Here is a 14,835-nt window from a genome sequence, read left to right as displayed (position 1 = left end):
AGCACCGCCATGCCGTCCTGCTTCGATTGCAAAATCTATGAGTTTATAAATTTCACTAACAACCAAATTTATGAAAAAAATGAACAGGTGTGAGGTGTGGGATCATCATGCCTTTAAAAAAGTTTTTCTTATGATGCGTATAGCACTTATTTTCATGTTGGTTTGTGTATTCGAATCGTTTGCGCTCGATTCCTACACGCAATCATCAAAAATATCGATTACTCAACAGAATGCGCAGTTGGAAGAAATTCTGATGCAAATTGAAAGTCAAACCATGTATCGGTTTGCGTACAACCGCTCGGAACTTGATTTGACCCGAAAGTACTCGCTGAACACAAATGGGGCAGACATCCGGGAAGCTTTGCAGGATCTGTTTAAAGACGGATCGGTGAATTACACGATCATGGATCGCCAGGTTGTACTATCGCCGGGAAATGTGAAGGGGGGAGTTGCTCAGGATCTCAAAATAACCGGAAAGGTTAAAAGTAGAAGTGGAGAACCGCTTCCCGGTGTAACCATCGTGGTAAAGGGAACCACCAAGGGAACCATTACCGATATTGATGGCGTTTATTCGCTACCGGACGTCCCGGCGAACGCAACTTTACTTTTCTCTTTTATGGGAATGGAGCCTCAGGAAGTGCTGGTTGGTGGACGGACTGTGATCGATGTTGTTATGCAGGAAGGAACGATTGGCCTTGAAGAGGTTGTAGCCGTTGGTTACGGAAGTGTCAAGAAAACGAATTTAACAACGGCCCAGGTCAGTGTGTCGACGGAGCAAATGGAGAAAACTGTGAACACGACGATGGAACAGGCCATTCAGGGTCGGGCAGCCGGTGTTTACGTGACGCAGAACTCAGGGCAACCCGGCGGTGGCATGTCGATGGTTATTCGCGGTGTGAGCACCATCAACGGCTCCACCGAACCTTTGTACGTGATTGACGGATTGCAGGTGGAAGGCTCGTCGGTGAGCTATGGAAACACCAGTTCTTCGAACCCGCTGGCGGGTATCAACCCGTCGGATATCGAGGATGTTCAGATTCTTCAAGGACCGTCGGCAACAGCGGTATATGGTTCCCGAGCAACCAACGGTGTTGTGATAATTACCACCAAACGAGGCAAGCGCGGAACTGCCGACATCGCCTATAATTTCTCGTACTCCGTTCAAATGACACCGCAGCACCTGGATGTGATGAACCTCCGGGAATATGCGCAAATGGTGAAAGAGTTTCATGCCATTGCTGGCGGTACCACTCCGGAAGAATTTCTGGATCCATCGATTTTAGGCGAAGGAACAAATTGGCAAGAAGAGCTTTTCAAGAATGCGCCGATGCAAAAGCACCAGTTAAGCGTAAGTGGTGCGGGCGAGTTTTCAACCTATTATATTTCAGGGGAAATGCTGAACCAGGAAGGTGTGGCAATCGGATCGGAATTTAAGCGCTACAACCTTCGTATCAATACCTCGCAGGAACCTCGTAAGTGGTTGCACCTGAGTGAAACCGCTAACTTCAGACAGATACGGGAAGCTTTGACCACGACTTCAGAAGGGGTTATCAGCAATGCTTTACAAAATACACCGCAAGTTCCGGTGAGAAATATCGACGGCAGCTGGGGCGGCTTTGAAACCAAAGAGGGCTCCAACCAATATGCTCCCGTTAACCCGATCGCGATTGCCAGTTTGAGAACCAACGAGAATGTCCGGCGAGAGCTGAACGGTGGTTTTAGCTTGAATGCTGATATCGTCAAAGGGCTTGTTTTCCGTACTTCGGTAAACGGAAGTTACAACACGCAAAATGCCATTTATTTCAATCCGAAAATGAAAATTGGCTGGTATGTGAATGACCGGGCTTCCTTTAGTGATTTTACAAGCGTAAGTACTTTCTACAGTTGGGAACAACAACTCACCTATGACCGGAAATTTGGGGATCACTCGCTGGATGCTACCGTGCTGCACGAGTACAAGGAAGGTACCTGGAAGCAAAATACCGGTTATCGCGAAGGTTTCCTGACAAACGACATTCTGGATTTGAATGCCGGAGACGAGGCCACTTCTGTAGCAAGCGGCGGAAGCAACTCGTGGGCTATGGAGTCTTATATGTTCCGTCTGCGTTACGACTACGATGAGCGCTACATCCTCCAAGGATCAATCCGGGGTGATGGTTCGTCAAACTTTGGTGCGAACAACCGCTGGGGTTATTTCCCTGCTGGTTCGGTAGCCTGGAGAATCAGCAACGAAAGCTGGTTCAACATTCCGTTTATGAACGAACTGAAGTTTCGTTTCGAAACCGGTTTGACCGGTAACTCGGGCTGGGGATCCGGGATTTATTCACCGATGCAAACAACGGCTACAGAGTGGGGAACTGGTTTCTCGCCAAGCAAGATTGCCAACCCCGATTTGAAATGGGAAGAAACCTTGACCAACAACATCGGTTTCAATATTCACTTGTTTGATAACCGGATTCAAATTGAAGGTGATTTGTACGAAAAAAAAACCAAGAACCTGATTTTTGATGCCAGCCAACCTGGATTCATGGGTGGTTCGGGTAATGGTGGCGCAGGCCCTCCAACCGTTAACTCCGGCGAGATCAAAAACCGGGGATGGGCGTTCAGTCTGACTTCAACGAACATTCAAACACACAATTTCCGATGGGATATGAATTTCAACATTTCGGGTGTAAATACGAAGGTTGAAAGTTTGAACAGTGAGCTTGGATTCTTCGATCGCACATCGTGGTGGATGAACAACTGGACGCAGCGAACAGCTGTTGGACAGTCGCCCTGGATGTTCATGGGCTACAAGTATGATGGACTTTTCCAATCGGTAGATGAAATTTACAACAGTGTAATTCCGACTGATTCCAACGGTAATCGCCTCGATATTAGTGAAGATGGCGTTTGGGTTGGCGACGTGAAATACAAAAACGTTGGTGGCGAAGATGGCGCCGAAGGAGTGGTTGATGTGAACGACCGTACCTACATCGGTAATCCATGGCCGAAGTTCTTCGGTGGTTTCACCAATAACTTTGCCTTTAAAGGATTTGACCTGAGCGTGCTGATCACCTTTAACTACGGGAACGACATTTATAACTACGTCCGCATGGTTAACTCAAATCCATCGCAAATTAATTTGGGACGAAACCTCATGGCCGATGCTGCCGATTATGCTCAGATAGCGACGACTGAAGCTGGTGATGTTTACATCGTAAATGCAGACACCGATCTGCCGCGTATCTCGTACGGACCGAACGGCAACTGGACGCGCTTCTCCAGCCGCTGGGTGGAAGACGGCTCGTTTGTGAAACTTAAAAATATTACCCTCGGGTACACGGTGCCAAAGTCATTCTTGACAAAAGTGAAATACATCCAGAATTGCCGTTTGGCAGTCAGTGCTCAGAACTTGTACACGCTAACCAAGTACACCGGCTACGATCCGGAGGTAGGATCTTATGTGGGAAGCAATGCTTCCAGTGCGAATCAGGCTATTGGAATTGATACGGGACGTTACCCGCTGACTCCTACGTACACCTTTAATTTGATTTTAAACTTTTGATAAGTAAAAATTATGAAGATACTAAGATACAGCTGGCTTATTAGCCTTATAGCACTGTTTGCCTTGACCAATTGTTCCGAAGATTACCTGGTTAGGCCACCCGAAGATTCACTGACTGATGCCGATTTTTATAAAACGGATGAGGAAGTGATGGCCGCAACTGCTCCGCTTTACAGCAGGATGTGGTTCGACTACAACGATAAAGCTTCGTTCAGTATTGGAGACCTGAGAAGCGGAATTATGATGGCTCCCTGGAATAGTCGCGAGTTTGGCGCCTTCAATGCCAATGGTGACAATTCGGAAGTTATTGCCGGGTGGAACGCATTCTTCACGGTGATCCAGCAATCGAACCTGGCGATCCGCAACGTGAATACCTTCGCTACTTCCGATGTTTCGGACGAAGTGAAAAAGATGGCGATTGCCGAAGCGCGCTTCATGAGAGCCTGCGCTTACCGCAATTTGGTGTTGGCCTGGGGGCCTGTCCCAATCATCACCGATAACATCGCCATTATGAATTCAACAGATATCAAGCGAAATACCATTTCGAGTATTTGGGAGTTCCTGACACGCGAGATGCGCGCTGTTGCTGAAGATTTGCCGGAAGAACCTTATGCGACAGGTCGAATTACCAAGTATTCGGCTGAAGGGATGCTGGCGCGTTTCTATTTGTCTCGTGCTGGTGTTGAATCAACAGGCGGCGTACGTAACGAGATGTACCTGGATAGTGCCAAATACTATGCTCAGCACGTGATTGACAACAGTGGCAAATCTCTGATGGACGATTACAGATCATTGTTTTTGTATCCTTACGACAACAACAACGAATCGCTCTTCGAATTGCAATGGGTATATTCCAGCGCGTGGGGCCCAAGTAATTCTGTTCCTGCCTATTTGGCTTACAGTTCCGATATCGGTAATGGCGATGGCTGGGGAGGCGCTTACGGTGCATCATGGTATGTTATTTCTCAATACGAAGGGATTAATCCGATTGGTACGACCGGCGATACAATTCGTGGTGCGACGATTGATACCCGTTTGTACAACACGTTTATGTTGCCGGGTGCAAAATATCCTGAGATTACACAGGATTATACCGCAGACGACGGAACCGTTGCCCAACGCGAATGTATTTACCCGAACAATACCAGCGATGCCAGCTTCGCCTGTACAAAAAAATACATTGTTGGTAAGGCGGTTGATGTGGCAGAAGGAGCATCTTCACAACATTATCCCAATAACACTTATATGTTGCGTTTAGCGGAAATCTACCTGATTTACGCGGAAGCTGCTTTGGGCAATAGCGACGAATCATCGGATGCAACAGCATTGGAGTACGTGAACAAGATTCGCCGCAGAGCTGGTTTGAGTAACCTGCCAAACGAAATGGGAAATGGGGACAAAACGTACTTTACGGCTGATGATGTTTTCAAAGAGCGGACGCTCGAATTTGCGATGGAAAGTATGTTTATGTACGATCTGAGTAACATCTTCTACTACAACAAACCAAGAGCATTGAGCATTCTGAATAACCAGGATCGCGGTTTGTTCGCCGTTTATCCGGATACCTACCCGGATCCAAACTACTGGACTTTTGTGAAAACATCCTGGCATACCGAGCGCTCGATCACCGCAACAGAAGGAAACTTCTATCTGCCTGTTCCTACTGCCGACCTGGGTAGTATGCCAAGCCTGACGGAAGAGCCGGTTGACTATTACCAAAGTAACTAAGCATGAGTCGAATGAAATTTAAACTGAAAAGAATGAAAACGAAATTTCGATACTTATATATCGCACTGATTGCCTTGGTACTGGGGACAGTTTACAGCGCATGCAGTGACGAAGAAACTTCGGGAACACCCCGGATTGACTATATCCGGATCACGGCGCCGGAATCGTCGGATTCGCTGATCGTGAGTGCCGGGCAAGGACAATTAATTGCCATAATCGGTGAGAACCTGGGCGGAGCTGTTGCCATCGAATTCAACCAATTGGCGGCCTCACTCAGCATGCCGTACATTACCAACACTTCAATTTTGGTTCGCGTTCCGTCGGAAGTGCCAACAGAGGTGACCAACCAAATGGTTGTCTATTTTAATGATGGTACCAGCCTGATGCACGACTTCACGGTGTCCATCAACAAACCAAGCGTTACGTCGATGGATTGTGAGTATGTCAACGATGGCGGGCTGGCGGTCATTCATGGTAATTATTTCTACGAGCCACTTATCGTAGTTTTCCCGGGAGAACTGGAAGGAGAAGTTGTTTCGGTAGAAGATGAAACCATTAAAGTGATTGTACCGGCGGGAACGTCTCCGGGACAGATTGCTGTAAAATCGAGTTTTGGAACCGGTTTGTCTTCCTTTAAATTCCGCGACGACCGAAATATCATTATCAACAGCGATCCTTTCGTTGGCTGGGCAGGTTCAAATTATGTGGTTTCCAATCCGGGCGACGGAGATCCGGAACTGATCAACGGAAATTACATCCGTGTCAAACAGCAAATCGGAGCCTGGGGATGGACTGATGTTGTTGCGGGCTCACCATCCGACATGGGTGAGCTCAGCAAAAATATTCCTGACGATGCGATTCTGCATCCTGATTTGTACAGCCTGAAATTTGAGGTCAATACAATCAATCCGTTCAACGGCAGTGGCGTGAGATTCGTTTTAGGATTAAACGGTTACGATCCTGGTTCATATACCTGGAGTCCTCCGTACGACAGCGAAGGAAATTGGGAGACCATTACGATCTCGTTTAAAGAAATGGTTGATGCCTATGTTGCAGCAGGCTCCGAAATGGCAGTTAACATTGATGGCTACTATACACGAATGACCATTTTTGGCGGAACTGCTTTGAACTGCGATATGTGTTTTGACAATTTCAGAATTGTACCGAATCGATATTAAAAATTAGAAACTGACAGAAATGAAAGACTTACTAAATAATAAAATAAAGCATTTCCTGCTCATTCTGATTTTATTTGTGGCAGGTGCAAACATGGTCCTGGTATCATGTAATGATGACGACGATGATGACAACGGCGGTAGCAAAATCGAACTGTTTAGCTATGGTCCGATGCCGATTGCCCGAGGAGCTGAACTCAAGTTTATTGGCGAAAACCTGGACCAGGTAACGTCAATTATTCTCCCGGATAGTATTGTAATTTCGGCAGCCGAATTTACTTCGGTGACTTCAACGCTGTTGACTTTGACAGTGCCGCAGACGGCTGAAGTGGGGTACGTGACATTGAAAACTCCGCAAGGAGATATCGTTACGAAGACACAGATGGGCTATTCGGAACCAATAGCCATTGATGCATTTGCGCCGGAATCGATCAAACCCGGAAGTGAATTGACGATCACCGGTGAATATTTGAATTTAATTGCTGAGGTTATTTTCTCTGACAAGATTAGCGTGGACAGTACCCTGTTTACCAGTCAGTCGCGAAAAGAGCTTAAGCTGATGGTGCCGGCTGAAGCACAAACGGGGCCAATCGCTATTTCCAACGGTGCAGCCGATCCGATTATCATTGTAACGGAAGATACCTTGTTTGTAACGCTGCCCGAAATCGGATCGTTTACGCCAGCCGAGATCAAAGCCGGAGAAACATTAACCCTGAGTGGTACGGATCTGGATTTGGTTAAAGCGGTCGTATTTAGTGGAAACAAGAGTGTTGGCAGTGACCTTTTTGCATCGCAAAGTGCAACTGCAATTGAGGTCCCCGTACCGGTGGATGCGCAGGATGGAACGATCGCGGTGATCACCGCTTCAAATATCAAAATTGAATCAGTTGATGAGTTGACGATGACGGCACCAACGATTACCGCGATTTCTCCAAATCCGGTAAAAACTGCTGCTGTTTTAACCATATCCGGTACTGATCTGGATTTGGTGTCAGCCGTGACGTTTACCGGTGATGTTGATGGTGTGATTGCAAGCCAGTCGGCAACCGAGATTCAGGTAACTGTGCCCAATGAGGCAGTAACCGGGCCGGTAACCGTTTCAACACTTTCCTACAAGAGTGCTGTTAGTGCCGAGCTTAGTTTGATAAAACCAACAATTACGGCCATCAATCCAATGGCTTTGATTGCCGGAAACGATATCAGCATTGCAGGTACGGATCTGGATTTGGTAACAACCGTGATATTCAATAGCAATTTAAGTGTTGAGGTCACGGCCGATTCTGAAACTTCGATAACGGTGACGGTTCCCGAAGCAGCCGAGAGCGGTACCATCAAATTGGTTACAATCAACGGTGATCAGGTTGAATCCGCAGAATACCTGGATATTACCACACCGAATACGCCCGTTATCACCTCGATCACGAGTGAGGTTTATCCGGGCGATCTAATGGTTATTGAAGGTACGAAGCTGAACTTTGTTGAATCCGTCATCTTCCAGGACGGCATTAAGGCAACGCAGTACGGAACAAGATCGGAAACAATGATCGAAGTTTATGTTCCTGAAAATGCAACAAGTGGAACAGTTACATTGACATTGGTTGCTTTTGATATGACCGAAATAACTTCTCCCGAGTTTAAAATACCGGGAACGGATCCAATTCTGTCCACAACAATCATGATCAACGATTTTGAACAACATGGCGATCACAATGGATGGTGGGATAACAGCTGGTCCGGTATCTCCGAAATTCTTCAGGAAAATGGTAACACTTTCATGCGGATTAGCACTGCCGCTAGCGGCGACGCTTGGATCATTAACTGTAACCACCAGGCCAATGGTGCTTTGGGACCAATTGTGGCTGACATTGAAGACTATGTATTCAAACTGGACATCCGAATAGAAGAGGGTGTAACGGGAGCCGAAAATGCATCAACCATCCAATTTGTTCTTGGCGATAGCTGGAAGTGGTACGGTGCCGGCTTATTCCCGGCATCAACAAACGGACAGTGGATCACGATATCGGTGCCTGCAACTAGTTTAGGTTTGTCGGGAACACTGAATTTGTCCAGCGGAACCAATGGCCTTTACGGGGGACCAATTCCGGCCGGTATTTCATTCGATAACTTTAGACTCGACCTCAAATAAGTAGATTTCATTAATTTTTGGAAAGGCTGTTTAGTCAAATAAGCGGCCTTTCTTTTTTTACAAAGCACAAAAATGAAGATAAAAATACTAATGGCTTTGTCGTTGATTTTGCTATTCGCCTGTTCGGATGGCAGTGAGGAAACGATAAAAGATCCACCTGTCTTTAAAAGCAGCATTCCCGCAGACAAGGAGGAGAATGTCAGCCCGGCGACGCAGATTGTTGTGAATTTTAATGAGGTGGTTTACCTGACAGATAATCACGGTATAACTTTGAATGGTAACGCTGTGGATGTGGAGGAATCGTATACCAAGATCCTGATTAACGCGGTATTGTTGAAAGGAGAGGAGTACGTTGTGAATATTCCCAAGGGAGCGCTAATCAATATGGATGGTGTGTTATTGGCGGAGGCCATTCAGTTTTCTTTTTCAACCGAAGCGTCCGTTTCTGTCAATCTGAAACAAACGCTGGCTGTGGCGAATCCATCCGCACAGGCCGTTAACGTGTTCAACTTTCTTTTACAGAATTACGGAAGCAAGATCGTGTCGGCCGCCATGGCCAATGTGAGTTGGAATACCAACGAAGCAGACTGGGTGTATCAACATACAAGCAAATATCCGGCAATGACTACTTTCGACTACGTGCATCTGCAAAGTTCGCCGGCCAACTGGATTGACTATTCGCAGACAGCAGTGGTGGAAGATTGGTGGAATAACAAAGGGCTGGTTGCGGCTGGCTGGCACTGGAATGTTCCCGTTTCGGAAGGTTCGGAAACCATTTCATTTTATACCGAAAACAACAGCTTTAGCGCTGCCGATGCGGTGGTTTCGGGCACGTGGGAAAATGCTGTTATTGAAGCCGATTTGGCAAAAATGGCCGGCTATCTGAAATTGTTGCAGGCAAAAAATATCCCGGTTATCTGGCGTCCATTGCACGAAGCTGCGGGCAACATCTACGAATACGCGGGCGGAACTGCCTGGTTTTGGTGGGGGGCCGATGGTGCCGAAGCCTACAAAAGCCTTTGGATTTACATGTTCAACTATTTTGAAGCTGAAGGGCTGAACAACCTGATTTGGGTGTGGACAACGCAGACCAAGGATGATGCCTTTTATCCGGGCGATACTTATGTAGATATCGTTGGGCGTGACATTTACAACCAGTCGAGCGCAAGTGTAATAGCGGCCGAGTTTGCTTCCATTCAGGAAACTTACAGCAATAAGATGATTACCTTGAGCGAATGCGGTAGCGTATCAACTATTCCTTCGCAATGGTCAGCCGGAGCGCAATGGTCATATTTTATGCCCTGGTACGACTACAACCGAACCAACGACCCGTCAAGCACCGCCTTTAGCGGTACCGACCACCAGCATGCCAATGCCGCCTGGTGGATTAGTGCGATGGGAAGCAGTACTGTAATAACCCGACAGGATATGCCCAGTTTGAAATAGCATAGAACCCAAATCCCAAATTCTAGTAATAGAACGGTTGCGAGTTCCCGAAAAACCCTTTGCTCGCAACCCCCAATCGAAAGAGTTATGCCTCGTGTATAACTCTTTTGTTTTGTCTCTTTTTGCCGGAAAATTCAGGGAATATCATGATTCTTCCTGTTTGGGAATGAAGTAGCGTGCTTTCAATGTCGTGGAGTTGAGGCTTTTTTACCCCATAAATTGACGATAAAAGTATGCAGTTTTATCGATATGATTTGGAATTGAACAAAAGAAAGTTGTAAATTTAATTATTGAAATTCGTTCGTAACAGGTTGAAGAGTTGAGTAATAGAATCCTCTCGTATTGACGGATGTTTTTTGTTTCCTTTTACTGGTGTGCTTTTTGTACATCGGATGAAAACAAATTAGAGTGGAAACAAGACATCGGATTGAGGAAACGAAATGTGGTTTGTCGAAACAACCTTCCGCTTTTATGATCTTGTAAACAATTAACGCTGCAACGCAATGCTCGGGAATAGGGGAAATGAAAATTAGTAAATAACCCGAAAACAGACAGCTATGATGAATTCAGATGAATTTTTGAAATTGGTTTATGATCTGGAACAAGTTAGAGAAGTGCTTGAAGAAAAAGTCAAGGCACACGAGGAAGAACAGGAACAGCCAATTCGTAATTAACTCAAGTCAAGCAAGCTATGAAACAATCTTTTGAACAACTTTTGAAAACTATTCGCCAGCAAGTAAAAGTCGACGAACCTGTTGTCGCGGAGAGAGAGCATGAAAACAAAACGTACACCGGCTGGCAATACCTTTACGGAGAAAAGGAAACGGTTTCGACCATAACTGGTATTGACAGCGAATTGCTGCCACCAAACGGTGTGCTCAGTAAGAGTCAAGTTGAAATTCTAGCCAACGAACTGGAAAAAATCTTGCAAAAGCATCATTTTGTGCTCGATTTTCCCGTCAACTTTCCGCCGCATCTGCGCTACGATTTTATCATTCGTTTCTGGAGCGAGAAACACCTGGCGTTTTCTGAGGGTGAACATCACATTGACTTTTGCACTTACCATGAGGAGACGGTCTGCCCGTTTACCGGGTACTGCATTGTTTGTTCGGATGTGGAAGTTTATTTGCGGAGCGGACAGAGTCCAGAACAGATTATTAAATATGAGGATGCTCGACGAAAAAGACATCATACACCATCGGTCGAAAAAATTGATGGCTGGGTGAAGCAGCTACAGGCTGCTATTGAAGTGGAGAGTGAAGTTTGTTAAACCAGAGCCTCTCACGGGACTCGAACCCGCGACCTGCTCATTACGAATGAGCTGCTCTACCAGCTGAGCTAAAGAGGCAAAACGATAGCCCGAATTTAATCGATTCGGGCTATCGTTGTTCTTCAGAGACAAAATATTTTTATCGAAAATTACGGCTTTCGGTCAAAAGCGATCTCCACGACTTCTTCAAAATTGTCGACAAAATGAAAGCACTTTGTTCGAACAGATCAGTAGCCTCGGGCTGCTTTCTTCAAACGCAAAACCAAAGTCGGAATACGAACGAATCGACAGTTAAACCTGTCATTTTAATAGTCGTAAAAAGGATTAAAAATGAAAAAAGGACAGTCTGACTTCTGGTTGTAATTCGCCCTGATATTAAGAGATCTAAAAAAATGAGTGGCGCACACACTTTGCTCTGGGTTCGTCCGTATTTTTTGATAGTTTTGAGTCTGTTAAAATGGTTAGGTGTTCTTTGAGGTTAAAATTTAAAATCAATTTTTATGTATTATCGTATCTGTATCGGCTTGTTGCTGATCTGTCAAATTGCTGTTGCTCAAACGAAACAGCCGATTTATAAAGATCCTGCTTACTCGCCGGAAGCAAGAACAAAAGATTTGTTGCAACGAATGACGTTGGATGAAAAAGTTGGACAAGTCCTTTGTTTCATGGGCTGGGAGATGTATGAGATTAAAGGAAATGATGTGCTTGCTTCCAACCAGTTTCAAACCTTGGAAAAAGAGCAGTTAGCCGGCATGTTGTGGGCAACTTTTCGTGCCGATCCATGGACTAAAAAGACACTTGCAAACGGATTGAATCCGGAATTAGCAGCCAAGGCTGCCAATGCATTGCAGCGTTACAGTATCGAACATTCCCGTTTGGGAATCCCGATGTTTTTTGCAGAAGAAGCAGCCCACGGGCACATGGCTATCGGAACAACCGTATTCCCTACAGGACTGGGACAGGCCGCAACTTTCAATACCGAGTTGATCGAAAAGATGGGAAAAGTGATCGGAGAGGAACTGCGTTTGCAGGGCGCCCATATTGCGTACGGACCAATTTTGGATTTGGCCCGCGAACCGCGTTGGTCGCGTGTTGAGGAAACTTATGGCGAAGATCCGATCCTGGTTGCGCGGATGGGAGAAGCGATGGTTGCTGGTTTGGGCGGAGGTGACGTTACCCAACCGGGAAGTGCCATTTCAACCTTGAAACACTTTATTGCTTACGGGGGCCCCGAGTCGGGTGTGAACGGAAATGCTTCGGTGGTGAGCCATCGCGATTTGCTGGAGAATTATTTTCCGCCATTTCGCGATGCGATTGATGCCGGTGCTCTGTCGGTGATGACTTCATATAACTCAATCGATGGTGTTCCATCAACAATGAATAAAGAATACCTGACCGATATTTTGCGCGATGAGTGGAACTTCCAGGGATTTTCGGTTTCCGACTTGTACAGTATCCAGGGAATTATGGGCTCGCACTTTGTGACCAAGACGGTTCAGGATGCAGCGATCAAATCGATTGAAGCGGGAACGAATGTGGATTTAGGCGGGATTGCTTATGCTGAATTGCGTCAGGCCGTGAAGGATGGAAAGCTTCAGGAAAGTGTAATTGATTCGGCGGCTTACAATGTGCTGAGATGGAAATTCGCGATGGGATTGTTTGACAACCCTTATGTTGATCCGAAGAAAGCGAAGAAAGAGGTACACAGCGAAGGCAACATTGCACTGGCGCGCGAGCTTGCTCAGCAATCAACAGTTTTGTTAGAGAATAAAGGTGTTTTGCCATTAAATAAAAAAGGCGTTAAGCTGGCAGTGATTGGCCCCAATGCCGATGTGATGTACAACCAACTGGGAGACTACACTTCGCCGCAACCGGATGAAAATGTGGTAACTGTTTTGGAAGGTATTCAAGCGAAAGTGGGTGCTAAAAATGTGATTTACGCCAAAGGATGCGCGATCCGCGATACAACGCAAACGGATATCGAATCTGCTGTGAAAGCGGCCAAAAGTGCAGATGTTGCTGTTGTGGTTGTTGGTGGTTCCAGTGCCCGCGACTTCAATACCGATTACCTGGCAACCGGTGCTGCCGTGGCCAACAGCAAATTGGTAAGCGATATGGAAAGCGGTGAGGGGAACGACCGCATGACCTTAGATTTGATGGGCGATCAGATGAAACTGTTGAAAGCCATTAAAGCAACCGGAAAGCCGGTGGTAGTCATTTATATTGAAGGTCGCCCGTTGAACATGAACTGGGCATCGGAAAATGCAGATGCTTTGTTGACTGCCTGGTATCCGGGTGAGCAAGGTGGAAACGGTATTGCCGATGTGTTGTTCGGCGATTACAATCCAACTGGTCGTTTGCCGATCTCGGTACCTCGCGGAGTGGGCCAGTTGCCGGTTTATTACGACAAGAAGAACCCGGTTGCTCACAACTACGTGGAGGGAACTTCGGCTCCGTTGTACACTTTTGGTGAAGGTAAAAGTTATTCAAGCTTTAAATATGCGAATCTGAAGATTGAACCAGTGGATGATTTCACCTACACAGTTTCCTTCGACTTAACCAATACGGGCAAGTACGATGGGGCAGAGGTGCCGCAATTGTATTTGCGTGACGAGTACGCGTCGACTGTTCGCCCGATTAAGCAGTTGCAGGCTTTTTCGTATGTTTACCTTAAGAAAGGCGAAACCAAGCAGGTGTCTTTCACACTGAAGAAGGATATGTTTAGCTTGATTGGTGTTGATTACAAGTGGGTGATTGAACCAGGTGACTTTAAAGTGATGATTGGCTCGTCGTCGAAAGAGGCGCAGTTAGAAGGAACGATCACATTGAAAAAAGGATTTCAATATTAAACCGATTTATCGGTTATAGAAATAGCTCAGTCATCCTGAACTCGTTTCAGGATCTTTCAATAGAAATGTCGAGAGATCCCGAAATGAATTCGGGATGACTTTTTTGTTTTCGTTACTCTTGGATTTTCAAATTAGCTCGCTAACCACTGATTAGGGTGTTTGATGAATCAAGCTCCGTTTTTACATTCTGCTAATCAAAAATGAATGATAGGGAGCATAATTTTACTTTTATGATAAATTTTATCTGTCCTCAAGCCGGACTGGCTCTTCCTTTTCCATTCGATGAAAAGCCTGCCTGCCGGTAGACAGGGAAGCAAAAATCTTGTCAAAACGAATCCTCGGCCGGGCTTTTTAACGGCCAACGCACCCACTCTTAGCAACTAATGCGCAATTATGAGTGTTTTCGTCTTAGTTTGGCTTAATGTATTGGCTGTTTTAATTGACTTTAGACTTATAAGTTGCTGATGCTCAAATAGACGAGTAAGAGCAAATCTCACTGAGGCTGGACTTAGCTTTTCGATTGATGGAGCTAGAAGATAAAAATCAGCCTTGATTTTTTTGGTTACTTTTTGGCTTTAGCCAAAAAGTAACTCCCGTCTGGAAGGACGTTGGGACACTTAGAGTACCAGTCACGGAAACAGTAGTGAGAATTTTTTCCGCTTAAGTGGTCTATT

The 14,835-nt window shown here is 45.9% G+C and carries 7 protein-coding genes and 1 tRNA gene; 7 read left to right on the top strand and 1 reads right to left on the bottom strand.

The window, feature by feature from the left end:
* Positions 1-130: 130 nt before the first annotated feature.
* The 6 genes from BC643_RS16695 to BC643_RS16670 all read left to right on the top strand — a co-directional run bounded on the left by BC643_RS16695 (position 131) and on the right by BC643_RS16670 (position 11,312).
* Positions 131-3,547 carry a TonB-dependent receptor gene (locus tag BC643_RS16695; RefSeq protein WP_211338123.1) on the top strand — a complete coding sequence of 1,139 codons (3,417 nt, stop codon included), beginning with the start codon at positions 131-133 and terminating at the stop codon, positions 3,545-3,547.
* A gap of 12 nt (positions 3,548-3,559) precedes the next feature.
* On the top strand, positions 3,560-5,275 hold the full coding sequence (locus BC643_RS16690; protein WP_120274413.1) for a RagB/SusD family nutrient uptake outer membrane protein: 1,716 nt from the start codon (positions 3,560-3,562) through the stop codon (positions 5,273-5,275).
* Between the two features lie 32 nt (positions 5,276-5,307).
* Complete coding sequence (locus BC643_RS16685) at positions 5,308-6,453, top strand: glycan-binding surface protein (RefSeq protein WP_147377252.1); 1,146 nt, start codon at positions 5,308-5,310, stop codon at positions 6,451-6,453.
* Between the two features lie 19 nt (positions 6,454-6,472).
* Positions 6,473-8,596, top strand: a complete 2,124-nt coding sequence (locus tag BC643_RS16680) for a glycan-binding surface protein (protein WP_120274411.1) — start codon at positions 6,473-6,475, stop codon at positions 8,594-8,596.
* Between the two features lie 72 nt (positions 8,597-8,668).
* Positions 8,669-10,042, top strand: coding sequence for a glycosyl hydrolase (locus BC643_RS16675; RefSeq protein ID WP_120274410.1), 1,374 nt, complete (start codon positions 8,669-8,671; stop codon positions 10,040-10,042).
* A 691-nt stretch (positions 10,043-10,733) separates the two neighbouring features.
* Positions 10,734-11,312 (top strand): hypothetical protein, encoded by a 579-nt coding sequence (locus tag BC643_RS16670; protein ID WP_120274409.1) that lies wholly within the window; start codon positions 10,734-10,736, stop codon positions 11,310-11,312.
* A gap of 5 nt (positions 11,313-11,317) precedes the next feature.
* On the opposite strand, the gene BC643_RS16665 is transcribed toward BC643_RS16670, so the two are convergent.
* A tRNA-Thr gene (locus BC643_RS16665) sits at positions 11,318-11,390 on the bottom strand.
* A gap of 422 nt (positions 11,391-11,812) precedes the next feature.
* Here BC643_RS16665 and BC643_RS16660 point away from each other — a divergent pair.
* A complete protein-coding gene (locus tag BC643_RS16660) occupies positions 11,813-14,161 on the top strand; it encodes a glycoside hydrolase family 3 N-terminal domain-containing protein (protein ID WP_120274408.1) in 2,349 nt (782 codons plus the stop codon).
* Positions 14,162-14,835: the final 674 nt, after the last annotated feature.

Source organism: Mangrovibacterium diazotrophicum, assembly GCF_003610535.1.
Classification (GTDB): Bacteria; Bacteroidota; Bacteroidia; order Bacteroidales; family Prolixibacteraceae; genus Mangrovibacterium; species Mangrovibacterium diazotrophicum.
This window is presented reverse-complemented; position numbering and strand designations above follow the sequence as displayed.